The sequence below is a fragment of the Microbacterium sp. MF43 genome (genome assembly GCF_012847295.1).
Taxonomy (GTDB): Bacteria; Actinomycetota; Actinomycetes; order Actinomycetales; family Microbacteriaceae; genus Microbacterium.
On record NZ_JABBDY010000004.1, the window covers coordinates 355,739 to 378,939 of the forward strand.

At 66.8% G+C, this 23,201-nt stretch carries 23 protein-coding genes and 1 tRNA gene; 16 read left to right on the forward strand and 8 right to left on the reverse strand.

The window, feature by feature from the left end:
* Positions 1 to 6 precede the first annotated feature (6 nt).
* The 3 genes from HF323_RS13600 to HF323_RS13610 are packed head-to-tail and all read left to right on the forward strand — an operon-like array spanning position 7 to position 2,763.
* Positions 7 to 1,299, forward strand: a complete 1,293-nt coding sequence (locus HF323_RS13600; RefSeq protein WP_169583200.1) for a Gfo/Idh/MocA family oxidoreductase — start codon at positions 7 to 9, stop codon at positions 1,297 to 1,299.
* Positions 1,296 to 2,327 (forward strand): Gfo/Idh/MocA family oxidoreductase, encoded by a 1,032-nt coding sequence (locus HF323_RS13605; protein ID WP_169583202.1) that lies wholly within the window; start codon positions 1,296 to 1,298, stop codon positions 2,325 to 2,327. The genes HF323_RS13600 and HF323_RS13605 overlap by 4 nt, the downstream gene beginning before the upstream one ends.
* Before the next feature lie 34 nt (positions 2,328 to 2,361).
* Entirely contained in the window at positions 2,362 to 2,763 is a 402-nt protein-coding gene (locus HF323_RS13610; RefSeq protein ID WP_169583204.1) for a dehydrogenase, read from the forward strand.
* A 65-nt stretch (positions 2,764 to 2,828) separates the two neighbouring features.
* Here HF323_RS13610 and HF323_RS13615 read toward each other — a convergent pair whose 3' ends face one another.
* From HF323_RS13615 to radA, 3 genes are all read right to left on the reverse strand, one after another.
* Positions 2,829 to 4,349 carry an aldehyde dehydrogenase family protein gene (locus HF323_RS13615; RefSeq protein ID WP_169583206.1) on the reverse strand — a complete coding sequence of 507 codons (1,521 nt, stop codon included), beginning with the start codon at positions 4,347 to 4,349 and terminating at the stop codon, positions 2,829 to 2,831.
* Positions 4,346 to 5,539, reverse strand: a complete 1,194-nt coding sequence (locus tag HF323_RS13620; protein ID WP_211160584.1) for a fumarylacetoacetate hydrolase family protein — start codon at positions 5,537 to 5,539, stop codon at positions 4,346 to 4,348. Before HF323_RS13620 ends, HF323_RS13615 begins: the two co-directional genes overlap by 4 nt.
* A 199-nt stretch (positions 5,540 to 5,738) precedes the next feature.
* Positions 5,739 to 7,109, reverse strand: coding sequence for a DNA repair protein RadA (gene radA, locus HF323_RS13625; protein ID WP_169583210.1), 1,371 nt, complete (start codon positions 7,107 to 7,109; stop codon positions 5,739 to 5,741).
* 58 nt (positions 7,110 to 7,167) lie between these two features.
* On the opposite strand from radA, the gene HF323_RS13630 reads away from it, so the two are divergent.
* Positions 7,168 to 7,623 (forward strand): SRPBCC domain-containing protein, encoded by a 456-nt coding sequence (locus HF323_RS13630; protein ID WP_169583212.1) that lies wholly within the window; start codon positions 7,168 to 7,170, stop codon positions 7,621 to 7,623.
* 15 nt (positions 7,624 to 7,638) lie between these two features.
* Here HF323_RS13630 and HF323_RS13635 read toward each other — a convergent pair whose 3' ends face one another.
* A complete protein-coding gene (locus HF323_RS13635) occupies positions 7,639 to 8,592 on the reverse strand; it encodes an L-lactate dehydrogenase (protein WP_169583214.1) in 954 nt (317 codons plus the stop codon).
* 132 nt (positions 8,593 to 8,724) lie between these two features.
* Here HF323_RS13635 and HF323_RS13640 point away from each other — a divergent pair, with 132 nt between their 5' ends.
* Together HF323_RS13640 and HF323_RS13645 are read left to right on the forward strand one after the other, a co-directional pair.
* Positions 8,725 to 9,561, forward strand: coding sequence for a class II glutamine amidotransferase (locus tag HF323_RS13640; protein ID WP_169583216.1), 837 nt, complete (start codon positions 8,725 to 8,727; stop codon positions 9,559 to 9,561).
* Between the two features lie 74 nt (positions 9,562 to 9,635).
* Positions 9,636 to 9,726, forward strand: a tRNA-Ser gene (locus HF323_RS13645).
* A gap of 107 nt (positions 9,727 to 9,833) precedes the next feature.
* On the opposite strand, the gene HF323_RS13650 is transcribed toward HF323_RS13645, so the two are convergent.
* Complete coding sequence (locus HF323_RS13650) at positions 9,834 to 10,976, reverse strand: tyrosine-type recombinase/integrase (RefSeq protein ID WP_169583218.1); 1,143 nt, start codon at positions 10,974 to 10,976, stop codon at positions 9,834 to 9,836.
* Entirely contained in the window at positions 10,969 to 11,565 is a 597-nt protein-coding gene (locus HF323_RS13655; protein ID WP_317451069.1) for a hypothetical protein, read from the reverse strand. The genes HF323_RS13650 and HF323_RS13655 overlap by 8 nt, the downstream gene beginning before the upstream one ends.
* Before the next feature lie 111 nt (positions 11,566 to 11,676).
* On the opposite strand from HF323_RS13655, the gene HF323_RS13660 reads away from it, so the two are divergent.
* Genes HF323_RS13660 through HF323_RS13680 form a run of 5 tightly spaced genes read left to right on the forward strand, consistent with a single transcriptional unit; the run spans position 11,677 to position 13,715 of the window.
* Positions 11,677 to 11,904, forward strand: a complete 228-nt coding sequence (locus HF323_RS13660; RefSeq protein WP_169583220.1) for a helix-turn-helix domain-containing protein — start codon at positions 11,677 to 11,679, stop codon at positions 11,902 to 11,904.
* A 3-nt stretch (positions 11,905 to 11,907) separates the two neighbouring features.
* Positions 11,908 to 12,162 (forward strand): glutaredoxin family protein, encoded by a 255-nt coding sequence (locus HF323_RS13665; protein WP_169583222.1) that lies wholly within the window; start codon positions 11,908 to 11,910, stop codon positions 12,160 to 12,162.
* Positions 12,159 to 13,175 carry a hypothetical protein gene (locus HF323_RS13670; RefSeq protein ID WP_169582865.1) on the forward strand — a complete coding sequence of 339 codons (1,017 nt, stop codon included), beginning with the start codon at positions 12,159 to 12,161 and terminating at the stop codon, positions 13,173 to 13,175. Before HF323_RS13665 ends, HF323_RS13670 begins: the two co-directional genes overlap by 4 nt.
* Before the next feature lie 49 nt (positions 13,176 to 13,224).
* Positions 13,225 to 13,479, forward strand: a complete 255-nt coding sequence (locus HF323_RS13675) for a hypothetical protein (RefSeq protein ID WP_169583224.1) — start codon at positions 13,225 to 13,227, stop codon at positions 13,477 to 13,479.
* 23 nt (positions 13,480 to 13,502) lie between these two features.
* The gene (locus HF323_RS13680) at positions 13,503 to 13,715 is read left to right on the forward strand and encodes a hypothetical protein (protein ID WP_169583227.1); all 213 of its coding nucleotides are present in this window, start codon (positions 13,503 to 13,505) and stop codon (positions 13,713 to 13,715) included.
* Positions 13,716 to 13,726: 11 nt separating this feature from the next.
* Here the strand turns inward: HF323_RS13680 and HF323_RS13685 are convergent, their stop codons facing one another.
* Complete coding sequence (locus HF323_RS13685) at positions 13,727 to 14,278, reverse strand: recombinase family protein (RefSeq protein WP_169583229.1); 552 nt, start codon at positions 14,276 to 14,278, stop codon at positions 13,727 to 13,729.
* Between the two features lie 1,536 nt (positions 14,279 to 15,814).
* Positions 15,815 to 16,045, reverse strand: coding sequence for a hypothetical protein (locus tag HF323_RS13695; RefSeq protein ID WP_169583233.1), 231 nt, complete (start codon positions 16,043 to 16,045; stop codon positions 15,815 to 15,817).
* 254 nt (positions 16,046 to 16,299) lie between these two features.
* Here HF323_RS13695 and HF323_RS13700 point away from each other — a divergent pair, with 254 nt between their 5' ends.
* The 5 genes from HF323_RS13700 (at position 16,300) to HF323_RS13720 (ending at position 23,081) form a co-directional block, all read left to right on the forward strand.
* Positions 16,300 to 16,887 (forward strand): hypothetical protein, encoded by a 588-nt coding sequence (locus HF323_RS13700; RefSeq protein WP_169583235.1) that lies wholly within the window; start codon positions 16,300 to 16,302, stop codon positions 16,885 to 16,887.
* Between the two features lie 285 nt (positions 16,888 to 17,172).
* Positions 17,173 to 17,859: a Pycsar system effector family protein gene (locus tag HF323_RS15765; protein WP_169583237.1), complete on the forward strand. Its 687-nt coding sequence runs from the start codon at positions 17,173 to 17,175 to the stop codon at positions 17,857 to 17,859.
* A 10-nt stretch (positions 17,860 to 17,869) separates the two neighbouring features.
* On the forward strand, positions 17,870 to 18,568 hold the full coding sequence (locus HF323_RS13710; RefSeq protein ID WP_169583239.1) for an adenylate/guanylate cyclase domain-containing protein: 699 nt from the start codon (positions 17,870 to 17,872) through the stop codon (positions 18,566 to 18,568).
* Between the two features lie 8 nt (positions 18,569 to 18,576).
* Positions 18,577 to 19,284, forward strand: a complete 708-nt coding sequence (locus HF323_RS13715; protein WP_169583241.1) for an adenylate/guanylate cyclase domain-containing protein — start codon at positions 18,577 to 18,579, stop codon at positions 19,282 to 19,284.
* Between the two features lie 1,058 nt (positions 19,285 to 20,342).
* On the forward strand, positions 20,343 to 23,081 hold the full coding sequence (locus tag HF323_RS13720) for an AAA family ATPase (protein WP_169583243.1): 2,739 nt from the start codon (positions 20,343 to 20,345) through the stop codon (positions 23,079 to 23,081).
* Positions 23,082 to 23,201 lie beyond the last annotated feature (120 nt).

Genomic DNA, 23,201 nt, shown 5'->3' on the forward strand with positions numbered 1-23,201 from the left:
GACCCGATGCGAACGACCGACGGGCTGACGATGGCGGTCGCCGGCGCGGGCGCGCGCGGCTTCGCCTACGCCGAGGCTGCGACCCTGCTCCAGGAGCCGGTGCAGATCGTCGCCGTGGCAGAGAACCGGCCCGCGCAGCGGAAGCGCTTCGTCGAAGAGTTCGGCGTCGATCCGAGCAGGGCCTTCGCAGACTGGGAGGAGCTCGCGGCGCAGCCGCGCCTCGCCGACATCGTGGTGATCAGCCTGCTCGACGACCAGCACGTCGACGCGGCGATCGCCTTTGCGGAACGCGGGTACGACATCCTGCTCGAGAAGCCGATGGCGACCAATGAAGCGGACTGCATCCGCATCGTCGAGGCCGTCGAGGCAGCCGGCGTCCGGTTCGCCGTCGCCCACGTGCTGCGCTACACACCGTTCACACTGGCGCTGCAGGACATCCTCCGCGAAGGTGCCATCGGCGAGATCGTGAACATCGATCATCTGGAGCCGATCGGCCACTGGCACTTCGCCCACTCGTTCGTGCGGGGGAACTGGCGCCGTGAAGACGAGAGCAGCTCGCTGCTGCTGGCCAAGTCCTGTCATGACATCGACTGGCTCTGCGCCATCGTCGGCAAGCCCCTCGAGCGCATCTCATCGTTCGGCAGCCTCACCCATTTCCGGCGGGAGAACCGTCCCGCGGGGGCGTCGGATCGCTGCGTCACGTGTGCCGTCGAGCCGGACTGCCCGTTCTCGGCCCTGCGGTTCTATCGCCGCGGCGTGTCGGATTCCCCCGGACCCGGGGAGGACTACATGGCGCGAGTGATGGCGGGAGACCTCACTCCCGAGGCCGTCGATCGCGCGCTCGAAGTCGGACCGTACGGACGATGCGTCTACGCCAGCGACAACGATGTCGTCGATCACCAGGTCGTGACGATGCAGTTCGAGGGTGACGTGCTGGTCAGCTTCACCCTGACGGCGCTGTCGGAGGGGACGCATCGCAAGACCCGCATCTTCGGCACGAAGGGGCAGATCACCGCAGACGGGCAGTTCATCCACATCTTCGACTTCATGACCGGACAGACACGGACGGTCGACACCGATGCGGTCGGCCACGCCGCTGCAGACGGTCACGGAGGCGGCGATATCGGCCTGGTCAGGGCGTTTGTCGAGTCGATCCGCGGTGGAGCTTCCGCCGAGCTGGCGACCGGCGCACGCGAGAGCCTCGCGAGTCACCGGGTCGTGTTCGCGGCCGAGCGGGCTCGCCATTCGGGCACGGTCGTCCACTTCGATCACGACTGGTCGGGGGCACTCGCGCGGTGACGAGCCTTCGGCCCGCTGCGAACGCCCATACGCCTGCGCGGACCGCCGCCCAGACGGTCGGCATCATCGGCGCAGGCGTGAGGGGGCGAACTCATCTGCTGAGCTACCAGCGCCTCGGCGTGCCGACGACCGTCGTTTCGCGGATGTCAGCGCCCGAGCTCGTGAAGGAGTGCGGCTGGGGAGTGGCCGCCGCAGACACCGATGAACTGTTCGCCTCGTGCGACGTCGTCGACATCTGCGCGCCGACCGGCTCTCATGCCGATCTTGCCCGAGCGGCGATCAACGCCGGCAAGCACGTGATCGTGGAGATGCCCCTCACCGGGACCGTGGAGGACGCCGACGACCTGCTGCGACTTGCCGATGCGCGCGGAGTAAGGCTCCTTCCCGCTCACGTGTGCCGCTATCAGCATGAGTATGCGCACGCTCGCGGGCAGGCCCTGAACGGCGCGCTGGGCGCTGTCGAGTCGCTGACCTTCTTCCGGCGCACAGGTTCGCCGGTGCAATCCGGGTGGTGGAGCGATCCCGAGCGCCGGAGCGACGTCCTCGGTCACCTCGCCATTCACGACATCGACATGGCGCTGTGGGTCGCCGGTCCTGTGAAGTCTGTGTCCGCGATCCGCAGTGCTCACCGGCGAGGCGACGCCGCGCTGGATGTGTCGCACGTGCTGATGCAGCACCTCAGCGGTACCGTCACCCGCATCTCGGCGATCTGGGGTCCGCCGCAGACGCCACTGCGGTCGGCGTTCTCGTTCGTGGGTGACCGGGGCAGGCTCACGCACAGGTCCGACAAGGGCGCCGCGTTGGAGTGGTCTGGCAACCTCCGGGAGCGCCAAGAACTTGTCCCGGCCTTCGATGCCGCTGATCCGGTCGATGCGCAGCTGTCCGACTTCCTCCAGGCGATCGAGAGCGGACGGGATGCGCGCGTCGCGGGCTTCGACGGACGGGAAGCCGTGCGGGTCGCCAACGCGGCGCGCGACGCCTCGCGTCTGCGAAGCGACGTGCAGATCGCGGACGCCGCCCTCGCGTGACGGAGTGCGTCGACTCGACGACTACCCTGGACTGATGGCCGGCAAGAAGCGCGCGAAGAAGGGACTCGAGTTCCGCAACACGCAGCTCTCAGACGCTCTCCAGACGCAGGACATGGCGGCCGTCGCATTCGCGCTCCGGCACGGCCCAACGGTTGTACCACTCATACGACCGGGTCAGCGAGATAACCCCCTCGACGGCGGCGAAGTGTGGACCTACCGCGACCCTCGGACCGGGGACGTCGCGCTCTTGCTTTTCAGCGACGCCGCGAACAAGCCCGCGACGCTCCCGCCGGGTGTCGCTCTGCAGTCGCCGGCGTGGCTGCGCGCCTTCCTCGGCGCGCATGAGGACGAGATCACCACCGTTTTCTTCGACATCGCCGGACCGCATCCGCTTCAGGCGTCGCCTGCTGACCTCATCGTCGCGCTGGACGCCTGACTCCCTGGACGCCTGACTCGCGTGCGAGCGCGGGTCGGCTGGAGTGGCGGGGTCTGCTCCACCGCTCACCCACCGTGTCGGATGGCGCTCGAACCAGCCAGGTGAAGCTCGCCGTCGATCCGACGGGGAATCGCGTCGAACTCGTCACGGAGCTCGAGGGGCAGCACGGAGGGGGGAGCATCCTGCCACGCGACCGGACGCAGGAACCGTCGCACAGAGGTCGCGCCGACAGATGTGTGGAGCGTGTTCGTCGCCGGCCAGGGCCCGCCATGGTGCTGTGCCCACGACACGCGCACGCCCGTCGGATACCCGTCGAAGACGATACGACCGGCGTGAGGCTCGAGGCGGGGGACGACGGTGAGCAGCGGATCTTCGCCGACGGTGTGGAGCGTCACGGTGAGTGACGCGGCCATCCGCTCGACCACATCGACGATCTCGCCGTGGTCGCCGTAGCGCGCGACGATCGCGAAAGGCCCGAAGCACTCCTCGGCAGACTCCGCGACAACGGGGAGATCCATCTCGATGAGCATGGGGGTGACGGCGAAACCGCGTGCATCGTCAACCGTGGCCGCAGCGAGCACCCGCCCGCCGTGCCCGGCCCGCAGCCGCCCGGCGATCTCGTGGAACGAGTCCCGGATCCGTCCGTTGAGGACCGTTGCGCCGGGCGCGTGCCGGAAGCGCTCGGCCAGAGCGTTCACGAGTCGATCGCCGCCGGGGCCGTGCGGGATGAGGACGACGCCCGGCTTCGTGCACAGCTGCCCGGCGGAGCCGGTGATCGACGCGAAGAGCCCTTCCGCGATGGCGTCAGCCCGAACGGATGCCGCGGCCTGGGAAACGACCAGGGGGTTGAGGCTGCTCAACTCACCGTAGAACGGGATCGGGGCGGGCCGCTGGGAGATGGCGCTTTCGAGCGCTTGTGCGGCCGACAGCGAACCGGTGAATCCGACTGCCGCGATGCTCGGGTCCTGCACCAGTTGGGAGCCGGCGGCCTGGCCATACACGATGCCGGCGATCAGGTCGGCGTGATCGCACTTCCCGGCCGCGGTCTGCAGCACATCCAAGGAGAGGGCGGATGTGCGCGGGTGCGAGCTGTGCGCTTTCAGGACAACGGGACATCCCGCCGCCAGCGCTGACGCTGTGTCCCCACCGAGCACCGAGAACGCGAACGGGAAGTTGCTCGAGCCGAATACCGCGACCGGACCGATCGGAACGAGCATGCGTCGGACCTCGGGGAGCCGCCCCGCGGGTCCGTCGCCTGCGCGATCGATCATCGCCTCGAGGTGGCTGCCCTCCCGTACGACGTTCGCGAACAGCCGGAACTGCCCGGCGGCCCGCGCCGCTTCGGACATGAGGCGAGCTTCGCCGAGAGCTGTCTCGGCGTCGGCGGTCTCCACAAGATCTGCGCGACGTCGTTCAACCTCATCGGCGATCGCATCGAGGAGAACGGCGAGGCCGCGTCTGTCCCGGCGGGGCTGTCGCGCGGCACCGCTCGCGCGCTCGGCGATCTCACGCACCTCCCGCGGCTCCGTGGGGTGGAGTGACGTCGGGGCGGCCTCCCCGGTGCGGGGATTCTGTGTCGGGATCATGCGACTTCCTTCGTCTCAGGGCGAGCGGAGCCCAGCAGTCCGCGATTCGCCAGGTTGCGCATCAGGTCGGCCACTCCGAAGGTCCATGGTTCGCATCGTTCGCTCGTGTCGACGACGTTGACGAGGCCGCCGAGTCCGGGCGCCGAGATGCGCACGATGTCGCCGATCGCATGCGTGAAGCCCGCACCCGGGGCGTACCGGTCGGCCGTCGGCGCGAACATCGTGCCGAGGAGCAGCACCGCGCCGTCCGGGTACTGGTGATGCGCGCTGAAGAGCTGGTCGATGAGCTCTTGCGGCGCACGGCTGATGAGCGACATATCGGAACGCGCGGTCAGGGTGAACCCGTCCTCGCCCCGTACGTCGAGCTCTACGGTCAGCGCCTGAACGGAGTCCAGCGAGAAGTGCTCGTCGAACACACGGATGAAGGGCCCGATCGCGCACGAGGCGTTGTTGTCCTTCGCGGCTCCGAGCAGCAGCGCCGAACGGCCCTCGATGTCGCGGAGGTTCACGTCGTTCGCCAGCGTCGCGCCCTTCGCGGTGCCGCGCGAGTCCATGACGAGCGCAACCTCGGGCTCTGGATTGTTCCATTGCGAGCTGGCGCGGATCCCGACCGGCACGCCGGTCCCGACCGCGGACAGCATCTGGGCCTTGGTGAAGATCTCGGCGTCGGGTCCGATACCCACCTCGAGGTACTGGCTCCATAGGCCCTCGTCCTGGAACGCCTGCTTCAGAGCCGCGGCGCGCTCGGACCCGGGCTTCACATCGGCGAGGTCGCCGCCGATCCGCTCCCCGATCCGCGCGCGGATCTGCTCCGCTCTTTCCGGGTCGCCCCCTGCGCGTTCCTCGATCACGCGCTCGATCATCGAGACGGCGAATGTGACTCCTGCGGCCTTGATGGGCTGGAGGTCGATGGGTGCGAGGAGCCAGGGGGCGGAGGCATCCCGACCCGCACGGGGCGTGTTCGCAAGGAGGGCGCGGATCGTCCCCAGATCCTCGCCGACGGCGCGCGCCACCGCTTCAACCGGCTCGGGGCACTCGAGAAGGTCCCGCACGGTGGCGAACGAACGGCTGATGTCGTAGACGATGCCGCCGCGCACCACCACCGGCGACGGCCCGCCGAGGGTGGGGACCCACGCCCGGCCGATGAGGGTGGCGTGGGCGGAATCGCTCGGGAGGGTGTGTTCCAGCATGTCGGAGAGCATGACGACCTCAGGGAGAGTAGGTAATCGATTATCGGTAGACAGGAGTCATGCTAACGGCGCCTCCTGCGCCTGTCGACTTGCGGGACGGATTGCGCTGTGGTCTTCGGGGCGGGCTGGTGCACGCCGAACGGACACCCCGACCGGATGCCGCCGAATCAGAGCATCGCCCTCCGCGACCTGCCGCGTGTCAGAACTCGGGCACGTCGTCGCCGGGACCCGGCTTCATGCGGGTCCTCACATCGGCGAGCGCGCCACGCAGCGAGCCGGATCGGTTGTCGATCACGTCGGAGTACCCCAGCCGCGACGCTTCGGATCGCCGCTGCGCGGCCTGCGTCACGGGCCGGACCTCGCCGGCGAGGCTGAGTTCCCCGACAGCGGCGAGGGTCTTCGGCGTGGACTCGTTGTTCACCGCACCCGCCACCGCGACGGCGATCGCGAGGTCGGCCGCCGGCTCGGTGAAGCGCACACCGCCGACGGTCGAGACGTACACGTCCTTGTCGCTCGTCTTCACCCCGCCGCGCTTCTCGAGGACGGCGAGCACCATCGCGACGCGGGCGGCGTCGACGCCGTTGACGATCCGACGCGGGTTGGGGCTGGTGGCGGCGATCGTGAGCGCCTGCACCTCGACGGGCATGGCTCGCCGCCCCTCGAGGGCGATCGCGACGCACGTGCCGGGTTCGGGCGTGCCGTGGCCGAGGAAGAGTGCGCTGGGGTCGGGGACCTCGGCGATGCCGGCGCCGGTCATGTCGAAGCATCCGACCTCGTCTGTCGGCCCGAAGCGGTTCTTGAGCGCCCTCACGAACCGCAGCGAGGTCTGACGATCGCCCTCGAAGTGGCACACGACGTCGACCAGGTGCTCGAGGATGCGGGGGCCGGCGATCGAACCGTCTTTGGTGACGTGGCCGACGATGATGACGGGCAGCCCGCGCTCCTTCGCCACCCGGATCAGCGTCGACGCGACCTCGCGGACCTGCGACGGATGCCCCGCCATCCCCTCCGACAGCGACGACGCCACGGTCTGCACCGAGTCGACGATCAGCAGCTCGGGTCTCACGTCGTCGACATGCCCGAGGATCGTCGCGAGGTCGGTCTCACTCGCGAGGAAGAGCTCGTCGTGGAGCGCTCCGGTGCGCTCGGCTCGGAGCCGCACCTGCGCGGTGGACTCCTCGGCCGAGGCGTACAGCACCCGCCGGCCGGCTTTGGCGGACTGCGCCGCGACCTCGAGCAGCAGCGTCGACTTGCCGACGCCGGGCTCGCCGGAGAGCAGGATGGCCGCCCCCGGCACGACTCCTCCGCCCAGCACTCGGTCGAACTCGCCGACCCCGCTCGTGCGGCGCGGCGTGTCGGCGGTGTCGATGGCGGTGATCGGCCGTGCGGACCGGCCTGCGCCGGGAGCGACCGGCGTCACCGAACGCGTGAGGCCGAGGGGTTCGGATGCCTCGACCACGGTGCCCCACTGCTGGCACTCGCCGCAGCGGCCGACCCACTTGATCGTCGTCCATCCGCACTCGGTGCACCGGTACGGTGCGGTCTGCGTGGGTCGTCGGGCGGCGGCCATGCCCTCAGCGTACGGCGGGGTCGCGACATCGCCCCGCGGCGCGGCGTAGCCTGGCCGCATGCGGGTGGACGAGGCATCCCGGTTCCTCGCGGCGGAGCCGGACGAGGTCTTCCGCGCTTTCGTCGACCCTGCCCTGCTGCTCGGGTGGCTCCCGCCCGAGGGGATGACGGGACGCTTGGAGTCCTTCGACGCGCACGCCGGCTACCGGATGGTGCTGCGCTACCTCGAGCCGCCCGCGGGCGGCGGCAAGGCGACCGCCGACGAGGACATCGCCGAGGTGCGCCGGGTGCGGGTCGAGCCGCCCGAGCTGATCGTCGAAGAGGTGGACTTCGCCTCGGACGACCCCGCGTTCGCCGGCACGATGACCATGACGTGGACGTTCACCGAAGGCGACGGCGGCACCTACGTCGAGGTCGCGGCGAGAGGTGTGCCGGACGGGATCGATCCCGCCGATCACGCCGCGGGGATGGCCTCGTCACTGCGGAACCTCGCCCGCCTCGTGGAGGGCGGGTGAGGCATCCGTCCCCCTTCAGCCCCGCAGTGAATCGGCCACGTCGCGCAGCGCGCCCGCCGAGCGGTGGAACAGCTCGAGCTCGTTCGGAGCGAACTGCGTCTCGCGGATGGGCACCGCCCCGCTCGCGCTCACGACCGACGGCACCGAGAGCGCGACGCCGTCGACGCCGTGGAAGTCGCGCAGCACCGTGGAGACCGGCATGACCGCGTGCTCGTCGCCGAGGATGGCCTCGATGATGCGGGCGCTCGAGAGCCCGATGGCGTAGTTCGTCGCGCCCTTGCCCTGGATGACCTTGTAGGCGGCGTCGCGCACGTCGATGGCGATCTGGTCGAGCTCGTCCACGGTCATGCGGTCTCCCGTGGGCGTGACCCACTCGAGGATCGGGACGGTCCCGATGGTCGCCTTGGACCACAGCGGGAACTCGGTGTCGCCGTGCTCGCCCACGATGTAGGCGTGCACGCTCGACGTCGCGACGCCCGCGCGCTCGGCCAGCTTCCACCGCAGGCGGGACGTGTCGAGCACCGTGCCCGACGCGAAGATGCGCTCGTCCGGGAGCCCCGTCGCCTCCTGCGCGAGGACCGTGAGCACGTCGCAGGGGTTCGTCACGATGACGTAGATCGCGTTTGGGGCCGCCTCGAGCAGCTGGGGCATCATCTTCTTCATGATCCCGGCGTTGACGCCAGCGAGCTCGATGCGCGTCTGGCCGGGGTTCTGCTTCGCCCCCGCGGTGATCACGACCACGTGCGACCCCTCGACGACCGAGATGTCGCTGCCGCCCACGATGTCGCTCGAGCCGGTGAACTGCGTGCCGTGCGCGAGATCGAGCACCTCGGCCTCGGCCTTCTGCGTCGCGATGTCGTAGAGCGCGACATGCCGCGCCGAACCGCGGATCAGCGCGGCATACGCGGCGCTCGACCCGACGCTGCCGGCTCCGACGATGGTGACTTTCGAGTTCTCGATCACGGCCATGCGGCCAGTCTTGCAGTGAGCGGATGCCTCGGGCCAGGCATCCGACCATGACAATCACCCCCGGCGGGCTACGCGCCCACCGTGCGGTCGGGCCTACCATGAGGCTCGTCCGCGAAGGGTTCGGAGGCGATCATGTGCCGCTGGCTGGCTTACACGGGTGAGGCGCTGCAGCCCTCGACCCTCATCGTGGACTCGCCGCACTCCATCGTGGCGATGTCGCTGAACTCTCCGCTGGGCGCCGAGACCGTCAACGGGGACGGCTTCGGGCTGGGTTGGTATCCGGCGGATGCCTCGCCCGGCGCCGAGCCGGCGCTGTTCCGATCGATCGAGCCGGCCTGGAACGACCAGAACCTGCGCGAGCTGAGTCGGGCTGTGCGCTCGCCGCTCTTCTTCACGCACGTCCGCGCCGCCGCCGGGCCGCCGATCCAGCAGACCAACTGCCACCCGTTCCGCCACGACCGCTGGCTGTTCATGCACAACGGGGCGCTCTCGGGCTTCTCCGGATACAAGCGCGACCTGGTCCTCGACGTGGACCCGTCGCTGTACCCGTCGATCCAGGGGACCACCGACACCGAAGTGCTGTTCCATCTCGCACTGACCTACGGGCTCATGGACGATCCCGTCGCCGGCGTCGGTGCGGCGATCCGGCGCGTTGAGGAGGCCGGCCGTGCCACCGGCGTGCAGTTCCCCATGCAGGGGACGGTCGCGGTCTCGGACGGTGCGACCCTGTGGGCCTTCCGGTACTCGACCCATGGGCGATCACGCACCCTGTTCCACTCCGCCGACGTGCCGACGCTCAGGACGATGTATCCGGATGCCTCGCGCCTGGACGCCTTCGGAGATCGCGCGCAGGTCGTGGTGTCGGAGCCGCTCAACGACCTGCCCGGGGTCTTCCTCGAGGTGCCCGAATCGACCGTCGCCGTGCTCGACCCGGACGGCTACCATCACCGGGACTTCTTGTCGGCGTGAGCTGCGCGGGTGTGGGCTCGGGCCGGGGTTCGCTCGATTGGCGGGTTCGCGCGGCGTGACGTAAACTCGTCGGCGGTGACGTGTCCGAGCGGCCGAAGGTGCAACTCTCGAAAAGTTGTGTAGGGTAACCCCCTACCGTGGGTTCAAATCCCACCGTCACCGCCACGTCGAAGCCCCGCGAACCCTTGGAAACAGGGGGATCGCGGGGCTCTCTTCTTGCCCGAAATCCCGCCGTGAGAACATTTTGAGAACAAACGTCTCCGGCGACGGGCTCAGATGCCGATACCGGGGACCTCTGGCGGCAGCACAACGGGCGTGTCAGAGGGCGGGTAGATCGACCGATTCCGCGCGTGCGCGAGTGCGGTGGCGACGGCGTCGAGATCGTCGTCGAAGAGGTCGGCGTAGGTGCCCAGAGTCATGGCCGCGGAGGCGTGGCCGAGCATCCGTTGGACGGCCTTCACGTTTGCCCCGGCACTGATCGCGAGGCTCGCCGCGGTGTGTCGGAGATCGTGCGGTGTGACTCGGGGGAAGGTCGGGTCTTCCTTCTGAGCGCGTCTGACCGCTCTGGCGAACCACCCGTCCTTGGAGTTGGGCAGACGGAGGTGATCAGTCCCGTCGCCGAACAGAAGCTGTGTGGCGTCCTTCCCGACGAACAGCGATCGGATCATCGGGTCAAGAAAGTCCGGGTACCGCACGGAGCGGGTGCGATGAGACTTTGGTGAGCCAACGTGGATGTGGCCGTTCACAAGCACGGCGTTCTCGTACACGGTCACGCGACGGCGAGTGAGGTCGACGTCTCGCAGTCGGAGGCCCGTCGCTTCGCCCCATCGGAGACCGGTGTAGGAGAGGAAGTAGACCACGTGCGGGTAGGCGGCTCGTTGGGCGAGCTCGGCGACCTGTCGGTGTGTCAGGTAGACGCGGGGCTTGGGGCGCTTCTTCGGAAGCTTGACGCCGCGGGCTGGATTGTCGGCGAGGCGTCTGTCCCGGACGGCGATGTCGAGGATCGCCGAGAGGATCCCGAACGAGCGGATGACAGTCGTTGGGCCGCGAGTGTTGGAGAGTTGCGACACCCAGGCGCGGACGTCGCTGTGGCGAATGTCGCCAACCTGTCGGTTGCCCCATGCGGGTTCGACGTGAATCCTCCACGCCGACTCCAGCGGGTGAACAGAGGACGGCTTGAGGACCGCCGACTGGTCCGTCATCCAGATGGCGCCGAGCTCGCCGACTGTAATGCGCGCGTCGGTTGGGTCAATGTATCGCTTCTCCGCGATCGATACGGAGGTCGAGGAGAGGAAGCGCTCTGCGTCGCGCTTCGTCTTGAAGCCACGTTTGGAGGTCTGTGAGTTGTCGGGTTTGCGGTACTTGACCATGTACCGCTTGCCTTCGCCGGTCTTGTAGCTGTGGATGCTACCCATCGGCCTTTCGGCCGGCGGCTGCTGTCATTCCCTCGAGGCGTCCTGCTGCTCTCGCCTTCTGTGTCCAGTCTGAGGCGGTGCGGTGGGGGATTCCGAGTTCGTTCATGATCATTCGGAGCGGGGCTTGCCCGGAGAGGGCGGCGACGCCGTAGAGGATCTCGACGACGTCGAGTCGGGCTTCGGATGATCCGCGTTTGACGACATCTGTTGCGAGCCACTCGGGGATAAGGCGTCCGTCGCGGTTCGTGAGCTCGGAGACGCTCAGCCCTTTGGCGTCGGCGCTGTCATCAAGCGTGAGGGCGATGCACTGTGGTGCTGCCGCTTGCACGATCGCTTGCACGGTGACCTGGCGCAGCGTGTTCGCGTTGACCTCGACCGAGTCCACGGTGCTTTCGACGGCAACCGCCGTCACCACGTAGCGACCCGTGGTCCGGACGTACTTCGCTTCGATGCGCGTCGCGAGGCCAGTCGTCTCGTCCGTCGTGCTGGCCGCGAACCCTGGCGCGATGCGAAGCCCGGATCCCAGCGGCTGAACTGCCGCTGCTACGGACATGGGGGTGCCATCGAGAGTCTTCACGTCGACCTTCACCTCCCCATTATGTCTAGTTGCGTCAGGGGTTCACGCTTTCCTCTTGACGAGTGTATCGCTAAATGCTTCACTCATGTCAAGCCAAGACGCAAGTACGCAACGGAGGTCGAGATGAGCACACTGGATCACACGGTGACGCAGAGCCTTTCGCACACGTTCGTCACCCCGGCGCAGGTGGTCGCGATGCTTCCGGGCATCACCCTGCGCACCCTCTCGATGTGGCGCTACCGCCAGATCGGGCCGCCGTATCGAAAGCTCGGCGCCCGGATCGTCTACCCGCTCGACGAACTGGATGACTGGGTCGAAGCGCGGGCACACGGCTCGAATACGAGGCGGTGAGTCATGACCAGCGTGACCGTCTACTCCGCAGGGCCGGCGTGTGTTCAATGCCGGCAGACCTTCAAGCACCTGGAACGCCGCGGCGTTGACTTCACCGAGGTTGACCTGCGCGCCACGGTCGCTGCTCTCGAGTACGTCACCGATCAGCTCGGCTACTCGCAGGCACCGGTTGTCGTCGTCGATGACGAGCCGGAGAACCATTGGTACGGATTCCGACCCGATCTGATCGACCGCCTCGCGATCGGCAGAGCATCATGAGTGGCACGTCCAACGAGGGCGTGAAGCGCCATGGTTCGGAGCGGAAGAAGTGGTTGCCGCACACGGACGCGCAACGCGAGCGGCGCCGCCTCACCAACCAAGCGTGGCGTGCACGCAACCGCGATCACGTGCGGGCCGAGGGGCGGAGGTGGCGAGAAGAGAACCTCGAGAAGGCTCGCGAGCTCAACCGACTCTCCATGCAGAGACAGAGCCGGAAGCACAAGCGCGAGGTTGCTCGACGTGAACGGAAGAGGACCTACGCGCGAAAGTACTACGCGAACAATCGCGACCGAATACTGGCTCAGCACAAGGCGGCGCGGGTCCGAAGCCAGGCCGCGGATCCTGACCGCTACCGCGAGATGGCATACGCCCGGACCGTCCGATGGCGGGACAGTCATCGCGACGCGCTGAACCAGACACAGCGCGACAGAAGGCGGGCAAACCCGCAGGCGGCCGCAGAGAGTTCAAGGCGCTACTACGAGAAGAACCGCGAGCAGGTGCTCCAACGAAAGCGCGAGCGGTACGCAGAGAATCACGAGTTGGCTCGAGCCAAGTCCAACGCGTACTACGCACGAGAGGCCCGCCGTCGCACCGCCGGGCTTCCCCCGCGACGGTTACACCGGGCGAGCCCTGCGGATCGTGTTGCGAATGGCGTCGCCGCAGACGAGTTCTTCTCCCGGACCTACACCGGGCAAGCCCTCAACGAGATGCTGCTCGGCAGCAAGCAGCCCACACCTCCCGAGCTCCTCGCCGCATGGAAGCGGGATTGCCTCCGGGCACGCGCCGCACACCACCAAGCGACCACAGAACCTGCAACTCCACCCAGCGCCCACGATGAACTGCGGATCGCGCGACTTGCGGCAAAGGCCGCAGAGGATGCCCGCCTGGACGCAATCGGAAGAGCGGTGAACGCGCGACTTCGAACCGAGCGCGCAAGAGCCGCGCTTCTGCCTGACCCCGCCGCTCCCCACCACGCCGGCTCGACCCCTAACGGTCCACACATCACTCGCTGAGGCGGCGGACGCAAAGTTCAGCCGCAAGTCATTCCTCGAAAGGAACATCATGATCGACCGAGCACACACCGAAACCACGCTCTGGCGGACCGCGGTGTCGGCATTCAGCTACTACCCGACCAAGCACGTCGACGAGCCGGGGTACACCGTCGGTGAGGACATCGAGTGGTGCCTGGAGCCGCTCAGCGAGGTCGATCAGGCCGTGCTGGCACGTCTCTCCGATCTCGTGGCGACCGCGATCGTGGACCCCACCGCACACCGGACTGAGCTGACGAAGGAATTGGAACGCCTCGCCGATCGGTAGACGGGGCTGAGGAGGTGGTGGAGATGCTGACGTTCGAGCCTACGGTGGCGATGATCGCGACCATCGTGTTGCCGTGCGCGGCAATCATGGTCGGGGCTGCCACGCTGATCGCTGCTGTTCGTCGGCGGGGTCGCCGCGCCACGACCCTCGCCCTGATCTTCTCGGTCTGTGTGCTCGGGACGCTCGTCGCGGCCACCATCGTCGCTCACGTGGACGGACTCGTGCCCCCCGTCTGACTCGCCCTCCCTTACGCCGGTACCGAGAGGGCGCGCTGCACGGCGCTCGGGCTGACGCCGATGACGCGGGCGATGTGTGCAATCGAGCGGTGCTGGCGGCGCAACTCTTCCGCCACCGCTACGCGATCGGGGGTCATCACGGACGGCCGGCCCGGTCGTCGGCCCGCAGCCTCGGCTTGCAGCATCCCCTGACGTGTTCGCAATCCCGCCAGCCGCCGCCGGAGCCCCTCCAACGCGCCAAACACCTCGGCGGGATCGACCGGGCCGGCATCGGTGGACAGCGCGGGCTCGGCGAGCGAACGAAATGCGATCCCAAGACGACCCAGCTCGGTGATGGTCTGAACGACCCGCGGAAGCGAGGATCCGAGCCGCGCCGCACTCGACACCAGCAGGATGTCACCGGGCTCGAGCGAGTGCAGTGGGCTTCCGTCATCCAATGGGCCATCGACGACGCCCGGGTCGGTCAGAGTCACCGTGGCACCCGCCGTGGCCAGCTTCTCAAGGTCGGTGGTGAGGTCTTCGCCCGGCCACCATGGTCGCGAATATCCGATCAAGCGGGTCATCGCGAGGGCCCGTCAGTACTCGGGGCTGGGGGCGTAGGAATAGTCGCGGGCGACTCTTGCACCAGCCCCGGCGCAGCCGGCCGGCGGAGCACGACCAGTTCGCTCGCGAGGCGACTCTCCAGGTCGGGTGTTACGACCGAGCCGGTGGGGATTCGAAGGTTCGGTACGACTTCTCGGAGCGCTGCTTCATGGAGTGCGACCAGATGTGGTCCCAGCTCTGGCAACGTCGATGAGGGTTGACGGGCGTATGCAGTCACTCGCTTCAGCTCGCTCAACCATTGAACCGTTTGCAGGGTGGACATTGGGGTCCTGCTAGCTCTATTGAATGCTCGGATCGCCGAAGACCCGTCTACCTGATCGGCGGCGACGCCTCCGTCTCGGTCGAACACGGTCAGTCGGGCACCCGCAGCCCCTGCCTTTGCCAGCAGTGCGCGCGCTTCTTCCAGATCGCGATCGTGCTGCTCGACGGGGACTAGCTCTAACAGGCGCCTCTCGCGATCGCTCGATGCGTACGCCGACGCTACGGCCAGGAGGCTCTCCGCACGCCCTGTAGCGACGACTGCGACGTGCGTGCGGTAACCGACCTGCCCGAATGTGGTCAGGATGCCTTCGGCCGCAGCCGCCGGTATCGGCCCGTCGAGGAGAAGCGAGAGTCGGTGCTCCCGGGCGTGCCGCATGCAAGCGATCAACCACGAGGCCGACGTCGCGGCGACACGATCGGCGTCGACGTTCTCGTTCACCGCCCGCGGGACGAACGAGCGAAGCAGGCTGGCCGAGATCACCGCGATCCCGTCCGGGTTCTCGCCCCGGAGGTGGCTGATGGCGCGAGATCGGCCCGACCCCGGTTGCCCAGTGAGGAGAACCATGCGAGGCGTATCCGTCGGTCGTGCACCAGCGAAGACCGTCGGCAAGATGCGTTGCTCGAGGATCACTTGAGGGTCATCGCTCGTGCTCGCCGTCCCCGGCTGCGGGCCGGGTGCCGGGCCGAGGGAGTCAATCGTGGGGCGGTCGAACCCGTCCGCCTGGAGGACGTTCGCGCGATGGGCCACCGCACGACTCAGATCGGAATCTTCCGCGAGACCATCGTCTGCAGCGCTGAGCGCGACGTCGTACGCGACGGCATCGCTGACTCGCCAGGCCGATGAATCGGGTCGCATCACGCCTCCTTAGCCAAGTCTATCGGCCACCCGAAAAGGCTCATCCACGCATTTCGATTCGCCACGCCGCCTGGCTCGAAGATCGGTTGCCACCGCACTGAGATCCGAGGCGCAACTGACGCGCGATGCCTCGCAAGTTGGTGGTGACCGCAACCTCTCTCCGACGGCGAGAGCGTAGCGGGGGCGGGGACGACTCCGTTCCTGTCGTTCGCTATTTGCAGACTCCGCTCTCCGCTGCGCTACGAGCTCCGCTTATCAACCGCTCACTCGGGCACTGCGTCATCCTCGCCCCGCATGATCAGCCGATTGTCGGAGCGAAGGTGAAGTCTGAGGGGCTCATCCGCCTGCCGTAGAGGCGTTGCCTGACGATCCACGGCTGCTAGCGAGGCGGGCCGATCCATTTATCGGGGTCGGTGCCGTACGTAGTGAGAAACGCATCGAGGTCACCGCGGTGGTACCACGACCGACTCGTGCCTTGGCGGCTGATCGGTTCGCCGACCCAGCTGCGCATCTGGAGGAACCAGTCCTTGGAGATCGGCTCAGTCAGTCGCTCGTTGAGGTAGTCGATGGCCTGGCTAGTGGTCATCTGGCCGGGGAACGCACGATGCATGCGACGAGGGTACTCGGCTGGTGACCGTAATCCGTCAGACGACGACCGACCGTGACCGACCTGGGCTTCCGCCCGATTATGACCGCACGTCGTCGTAGCGAGAGCTGAGTGCGACGCGGCAATATCTAGGATCCCCTTGCGGGCAGTGCGCGTTGGAGGCGTGCCGCGTGCAGCGCCGATCACGAAACATGCGGGGCGAAGACTTCCCTCGCGACCCCAAGGCCGCCCCGCATCTATCGGACTAGGGTCGAGGCATGTCAGAAGCTGGCGGGAGGCTCCCCGGGATCTATCGGGTGGACGATGGCTCGCGTGTGTCGCAGGCGGACGCTCTGCAGGAGTGGGTTCCGATTGCGTTGAACGAACTGATCGACACGGCGCGGAAATATGACGGCTTGGTTACCTATAAGGAACTCGCATTGCGCGTCCAAGAGGTGTCGGGGATCCGAACCCGAGTCCTCATCACGAACTGGATCGGCAAGCTGCTGGAGGAGGTGGCAGTACTTGCCAAGCAGAACGGCGAGCCTCCACTGACATCGCTCTGTGTTCACCAGGACGGCACGATCGGTGAAGGGTACGTGCGGGCGCCGAAGTCGGTCACAGACGCTCCGGAGAGCGACATCGAGTTCTACGCGGCCGGGCATCGGCTGCTCTGCTACAGGAAGTATGCGACGGATCTTCCGCCGGATGGCGGAACGCCGAATTTGACACCAGCGGAACGAGAACGCAGAAGTCGACGAACGACGTCGCCCGCGGCTCCGAGTCCGACCTGCCCGAACTGTTTCGTAATCCTTCCCGCAGCCGGAGCGTGCGGCAACTGTGGATGGTCGCCGGTCGCTGGCTGACGCCGCCTCGCGTCTTGGATTGGATTGGGTGGGGGCGGGTGCCGGCAGTCGCGATCCGTATGCGGGCAACGGACGCAAGCGGGACCACACGGGCCGTCCTCAGGCCGTTCAGTCGGCATCCGTTTGCGCGCTCGGCACGTTTGGGGGATGTGCCCGGGCCGCCGATCCGCTTCCCTCCCTGCGTTGTCCTATGGCTTCCCGCGACCGGCACACCTCGGGCCAGCTCGAGTCCTACGCTCGCGCCATGGATGAGTCGAATGTGCACGGCGGTGGGGGCTTTGAAGCGTGGGCGGTTCAAGCTCCAACCGGCGCGAAAAGATGCTGTTCGTTCGTGATCTGCGGACGCGGGACGCTGCCGGGATCGACGAGGTAAGTGAACATCTCTTTGGGGAGTGTCGGTCGTCAGCGATACCTTGTGTGGCGGAGGCAGACGTGTTCAACCCAAAACGCGCGGCTGCAGAACGCGAAGCAGCGTTGCTGGAGCAAAAGCATCAGGCCGCGAAGCAGATGCTGGCAGAAGCCCGCGCGGATGTGGTTCAAGCCGACCATAAGGCGTCAATGGTGCTCGCTGCGCTCGGCATCGGTTTCGCCGCTGTGCTAGGCGGGCAACTCGCGGGCACGTTCGACTCGTCGTCACTTACGGATTTCGGCCAGTGGGTGTGGTGGGTCGGTGTCGTGCTCGCAATCCTTGCCGTCGCAGCTTCGGCGCTCGCAGTCTGGCCCCGCTTCACCACCAAGGACCACCCGCAGTTCGGAGTGATGTACTGGGGTCACGCCGCGCGCTACAAGTGCCTTCCTGACCTCGTTGAGGCATTCAAGAACTCGGACACGACGAGCCCGCAGCGAACACTCCACCAGTTCTGGCGCCTGTCCCGCTTGCTGCTCCTGAAGTACTCGCTCGTGCGAATCTCACTCATCCTCGCCGGAGCATCTGGACTCGCTCTCGGTGCCGCGACGATCGTCATTCGATAGGCAGGGCGTCATGACTCTCAGAGACGACCTACACGCATACGTCAAGAAGACTCACGCCGATCAATGGCAAGAGCGCAAAGGTCAGAAGGTCCCAGAACTTGGCGACCTCAAGTTCTCAACCGACGCCGTCAACCTCGACGCCACGGTCCTTTATGCCGACCTCGCGGACTCGACAAATTTGGTCGCCAACAATCCCAATTGGCTGGCCGCCGAGGTCTACAAGAACTACCTTTACTGCGCCGCGAAGATTATTCGCTCTAACGGCGGCTCGATCACGGCTTACGACGGTGACCGAGTGATGGCCGTCTTCATAGGCACGGACAAGAACACGAAAGCGGTCGACACGGCGCTCAAAATTCAGTGGTCGGTCGGAAACATCCTGCAGCCCGCCTTCGACAAGAAGTACAGCGGGAGGTACGACTACAAATACAAGCAGAAGGTCGGCGTCGACACCTCGGAGCTGTTCGTCGCAAAGACCGGTTTCCGGGGCTCGGACGAGCTGGTGTGGGTGGGAAATGCAGCGAACTACGCTGCCAAGCTCGCCGCCCTCAACCGGGGCCGCTATACGTACATCTCGAAACGGGTCTACGACGTGATGCACAAGTCTGCGAAGTTTGGCGGCACCCCGGAGAAAAACATGTGGGAAGACATGGGAACCTCGGACTTCGGATTCCGGGTGTACGGTTCGACCTGGCGTCGACCGTTCTAGGAGGCGCAGTGGGACTCAAGGATCAGGTGACCAATTACGTTCGAGAGACGTTCGGCTCTGACTGGGAAATCAAAGTCGAGGACGAAGTCCCCACAGAGGATGACGCTCTCCCTCTGACCAACGGCGGCGTTCAGATCGAAGCGGCAGTCTTGTATGCAGATCTGCGCGATTCCACCGGACTGGTGGCTCGGCAGACCAGGGAGTTCGCGGCGGAGGTTTACAAGACCTACGTTCGCGCCGCTGTGAGATCGGTCGGTCACTACAGCGGGACCGTGACCGCCTACGACGGAGACCGTGTCATGGGCGTCTTCATGGGCGGGCAAGCACGCAATCACGCCGTTGGAGCCTCGACGCTCATATCGGCGATAGTCGAAGACATCATTCAGCCCGAACTGAATGCGCAGTATGGCGCGGGCAAGTACAAGGTTGAGCAGAAGGTCGGCATCGACTGGTCAACGCTCACCGTCGCCAACACCGGCATTCGCGGTAACAACGACTATGTATGGGTCGGCACCGCGGCAAACAACGCAGCAAAGCTCGCCACTCTTCGGCGCGGGTACACGACTTACGCGACGAGCGCCGTCTATGACGTGTTGAACGAAGCTAATCGGACCCTGGTGTCCGGCGCCCCAATGTGGACGGATCTTGGGACCAGCGACCTCGGGTTCCGTGTATACGGCGCTAACGCCCGGAAGGTTCACATTCCGAACTACTAGGCGACAGAATCCTGGTCCCGCTTTTCGATCGCTTCGGCGTAGTGCACGTCGAGACGCGCGCGGAACTGGCGGTGGTCTCGTCGTTGCGCTTGCGCACCATGCGCGGCACGTCCTCGGGCCACCGCCCAACCTCGACCCGGATGCGCGCGAGCTTTAGGAGGTTGCGACGGATGTCGGCTGACCACGACTCCCAGTCGAGCCCGCCCTGCATGGCCTCGGAGAGAAGCGGCCTACCGAGCAGGTCGTCGATTCTCGTCAGAGTGGTGTCGAGGCTGGCTTGCAGTTCGGCAACCTTGGGCCGGTGATAGTCCGGGTCGAGCGTCCTTCCAGCCTCATGTCGCGGAGCACGCGCTGCTGCTCGCGGATGCCGTCGCGCTCCGCTTCCAGCGCGGTGATCTTCGCGTCGTCGTCCGGTCGCTCGCTGAGCCGGGAGGTTACTCCGTGGTACTGCTACCAGCAGGGAGTCGCGGTGGCTTGAACGTGGGCGTCGTCGCCTACGGCGACGAGAAGTAGCGACCCGTGCGGGAGAAGAACTCATGGGCGAAGGACAAGCCTGACAGTAGCTCGATGGGAGGAACCGGGTTCGCCCGTCTCGGCATACTGGCCTTCGGAACCGACACTTGGTGGGAAGTCGGCGCCGTCAAACCGGCCGACGATGTTGTCGACCTCCTCCTTCGATTGGTCGAGGCCCACGCAGTTCCCTGGCGACGTGAGCGCGAGGCTAACGACTAGCGTCCGAGCGAACTTGCCATCCCGCCGACCATCGATCCGTGCCGGCCACCGAAGACCGCAACCCGGTCCTCCACCGGGCCATTGCGCCAGTAGGTGCGCCGACCCGTCGGCCGACGAAAACCCGGGGCGGCGGAGTCGCGGATCACCCGACCGCGAGCGCGAGCGAAGACGGCACCACATACGCACACCGTCTACACCAGCGCGCGCTCGCCGAGCCCCCAATAGCCGTAGCGTGCCGGACTCACGAGTGCGTGATCTATGCAATGCACGTAGGCACTTCTTGCGAAGGTGTGTCGCACATAAGCAAGTTCCGGTAGTCTGGTCGCATGCGCGGGGGGCTGCGACGGTGGAAGCGCGGGACACAGTCTCGGGGTGTCCGCAATGCGGTCGGCTATGCGATGGATGGTGCGTGCGATGCGCACGTCGCCCAGATTTCGGGTGTCGATGCGGCAATCGCGTATGGACGCGGCATTAGCGTTGAGCGATTCACGGTGGTAGGCGATCAGGTCGCGCGCGACCGCCTCGGTCCCAGGGCGTTGCGCCGGTGGGTCAGCGGGCAGGAGCCCGCGGGAGCGGAGCCGCGCGGTCGGGTGATGCACTCACCCAGTGCGGACCTGCTCCTGGATGGGACGATCAACTTCCCCAAGACCTATAGTCTGGCGGCCTTGATCGACCCGATCATCGCGGAGGCGTTCGAGGACTTGCAAGATCGTCTGCGCGACCGCATCTTCCTACTGTGGCGGCGCGAGCTCAACGCGCGGCGCGGTGCCGGCGGCCGCGTCCGCGAACGCATCGCTCGGCTTGAGGTGGTCGAGCTCAGACACCGTCGGTCGCGGTCGCTTGACCCGCACGTTCACCGCCATCTCTGGCTGAGCATGAAGGTGCAAGGCGAGGACGGGAAGTGGTCGAATCTCGACTCGCGGGTGGCGATGAAGCTCCACACGGTGGTGAATGCGGAAGGTGAGCTGGCGGCCCGCACAGACCCGAGGTGGGTGGCGGCGCTCGCCGTGCGCGGTTACACCCTTAATGTGAACGGTGAGATCGCCGAACTGACTACTGCGGTCCGACCGTTCTCGCGACGGTCAAACCAGATCGAAGCCAACCGGGTGGGCCTCATCACCGCATGGGAAGGGGAACATCCCGGCCTGCACCCCGGTCCGGAGGAACTGCATCACATCGACGAGAGAGCCTGGGCGATGGGTCGAGCGAACAAGCCAACATCGATTGACGAGGCGACGTGGGAGGAGAAGGTGCTCGGAGAGCTCGCCGTAATCGATCCCGGGCTGCTCAGGGTTCGGGGTCCGGTGGAGCTGTCCCCGGTGCCGCTCGCCCAGCTCGACCGGCACCTCCTCGCCGCAGCCGCGGTGATCGATGCGGACCGGCGATCTGTCTCGAGCAGCGGAAGGTTCAGCCTGTGGGACATCCGCGCTGGAGCAATTCGTGTGCTGGCGTCGACCGGCATCATCGCGAACCGCGACCTGCTGGACGAACTCGTAGACGACGTCTGCGCCCGCGCCGCCCGACACATCGTCGACCTCATCCCCGATGACCCGAACAAGCCGGCGCACATCAAGGCCCTGATGGCCGAAGCCACCGTCATCCTGAAACTGCGAGTCGCGAGCCTATACGCCGACCTCTCACGTCAGGGTCTGGTGCCGACGCCAGAGATCATCGACGAACTGGCACGCGCCGTGATCCCCGACAAGCACCTCAATCCAGACCAGCTGAAAGCTGCGGCGGCACTCGCGGGCACGGATCGGCTCGTGTGCGTCACGGGTCCCGCCGGCGCCGGGAAGACGGCGATCCTGCAGGTCGCGCTGAGCGCGCTGACAGCGCAGCGCCGCCGGATGCTCGTCGTCGCTCCGACCAGGAAGGCCGCAGCCGTCGTCGAACACGAAACCGACGCCGAGGCCACCAGCCTCCACGCGCTCCTTCACGACCACGGCTACCGATGGCACGGCGACCCCTCCGGCGCCCAGCACTGGAGCCGCCTCACCGTCGGCGACATCGACCCGGCCACTCAAGCCGCGTACCGGGGCCCGACGCGATTCTCCCTACGAACCGATGACCGCGTCGTCGTTGATGAAGCAGGAATGGTCGACCTCCACACTGCTGCGGCACTGGCCGAGCTCGCTCACGAGTCCGGCTTCACGATCGCCATGGTCGGCGACCCCCGCCAATCGGCACCCGTCGGCCACTCTGGAGCGATGGCCCTCGCGGCGCAGACCGCAGATCGCGGCGTCGAGCTGGCGACGACACACCGCTTCGCAAGTCCGGCGTACGCCGATCTCACGCTGCGACTACGCAATGCGACGACGCCCGAGGAGGCGCTGGCAGTCGCCTCCGACCTAGACGCCGCCGGACATGTCCAGTGCGTGCAGACTTTGGAGGACGCCAACCACCTCATGGTGGATGCTTGGTTCCGCTCCACCGCCGACGGGCGGCGGATCGCGCTCGTGACCAGCAGCAACGACGAGGCGCACGCCATCAATGAGGCGATCCAGCAGCGACGCATCGATGTTGGCCAGATCAGCGCGCGTCACGTCGCGATCGGGCAAGACGAGCAACGACTCCTCGAGGGCGATGTCATCCAGACCCGGCGAAACGACGCGGCAGCCGGCGTGCAAAACCGCGCCACTTGGGTGATCCGTCGCATCCGGCGCGGCGTGATCGAAATCCGGAGCCTCACGGACAGTACCGACCGACGCCACATTCCCGCCGACTACGTCCGCGACCACATCCACCTTGCGTACGCGTCCACGGTCCACGGCATTCAAGGAGAAACGACCGACGCATCCCTCGTCGGCCCCGGCGTGGACGCTGCCGGACTCTACGTTGGCCTCACGCGTGGACGCGCCAACAACCTTGCGCTCTGCGTCGCCGCGTCCCGGGAGGACGGCATCGCGCAAATCGCCGAGAGCATAACCCGGAGTCAGACAGAAACGACCGTCGACGAGTCGCGCCAAGCAGCCGAGATCGACCTCGCGCGCGCCGCCCGGAACGACCCAGTATTCGAGAGCTGGCCGGGCGTCGCGACCGTCGCGGTCGACGGGTTGCGCCTATAGCGGAGAGATGCACGAACGCAGACAACGCCGCCGCGTTCGTCAGGTAACGTCACCACCAAGACTAACCGGTCCGTGCGACGGCCGAGAGGGATGCGCCTCGAACTCGCGATGCCTGTGCGG

Bases quoted from the DNA above. Each gene is read 5' to 3' on its own strand.
- HF323_RS13620 (WP_211160584.1), bottom strand. From the start codon at position 5,539: ATGCTGGAACACACCCTCCCGAGCGATTCCGCCCACGCCACCCTCATC.
- HF323_RS13720 (WP_169583243.1), top strand. From the start codon at position 20,343: ATGCGCGGGGGGCTGCGACGGTGGAAGCGCGGGACACAGTCTCGGGGT.
- HF323_RS13630 (WP_169583212.1), top strand. From the start codon at position 7,168: ATGCGGGTGGACGAGGCATCCCGGTTCCTCGCGGCGGAGCCGGACGAG.
- radA (WP_169583210.1), bottom strand. From the start codon at position 7,109: ATGGCCGCCGCCCGACGACCCACGCAGACCGCACCGTACCGGTGCACC.
- HF323_RS13670 (WP_169582865.1), top strand. From the start codon at position 12,159: ATGAGTGGCACGTCCAACGAGGGCGTGAAGCGCCATGGTTCGGAGCGG.
- HF323_RS13675 (WP_169583224.1), top strand. From the start codon at position 13,225: ATGATCGACCGAGCACACACCGAAACCACGCTCTGGCGGACCGCGGTG.
- HF323_RS13695 (WP_169583233.1), bottom strand. From the start codon at position 16,045: ATGCATCGTGCGTTCCCCGGCCAGATGACCACTAGCCAGGCCATCGAC.
- HF323_RS13680 (WP_169583227.1), top strand. From the start codon at position 13,503: ATGCTGACGTTCGAGCCTACGGTGGCGATGATCGCGACCATCGTGTTG.
- HF323_RS13710 (WP_169583239.1), top strand. From the start codon at position 17,870: ATGACTCTCAGAGACGACCTACACGCATACGTCAAGAAGACTCACGCC.
- HF323_RS13610 (WP_169583204.1), top strand. From the start codon at position 2,362: ATGGCCGGCAAGAAGCGCGCGAAGAAGGGACTCGAGTTCCGCAACACG.
- HF323_RS13685 (WP_169583229.1), bottom strand. From the start codon at position 14,278: ATGACCCGCTTGATCGGATATTCGCGACCATGGTGGCCGGGCGAAGAC.
- HF323_RS13660 (WP_169583220.1), top strand. From the start codon at position 11,677: ATGAGCACACTGGATCACACGGTGACGCAGAGCCTTTCGCACACGTTC.
- HF323_RS13615 (WP_169583206.1), bottom strand. From the start codon at position 4,349: ATGATCCCGACACAGAATCCCCGCACCGGGGAGGCCGCCCCGACGTCA.
- HF323_RS13635 (WP_169583214.1), bottom strand. From the start codon at position 8,592: ATGGCCGTGATCGAGAACTCGAAAGTCACCATCGTCGGAGCCGGCAGC.
- HF323_RS13700 (WP_169583235.1), top strand. From the start codon at position 16,300: ATGTCAGAAGCTGGCGGGAGGCTCCCCGGGATCTATCGGGTGGACGAT.
- HF323_RS13665 (WP_169583222.1), top strand. From the start codon at position 11,908: ATGACCAGCGTGACCGTCTACTCCGCAGGGCCGGCGTGTGTTCAATGC.
- HF323_RS13600 (WP_169583200.1), top strand. From the start codon at position 7: ATGCGAACGACCGACGGGCTGACGATGGCGGTCGCCGGCGCGGGCGCG.
- HF323_RS13640 (WP_169583216.1), top strand. From the start codon at position 8,725: ATGTGCCGCTGGCTGGCTTACACGGGTGAGGCGCTGCAGCCCTCGACC.
- HF323_RS13650 (WP_169583218.1), bottom strand. From the start codon at position 10,976: ATGGGTAGCATCCACAGCTACAAGACCGGCGAAGGCAAGCGGTACATG.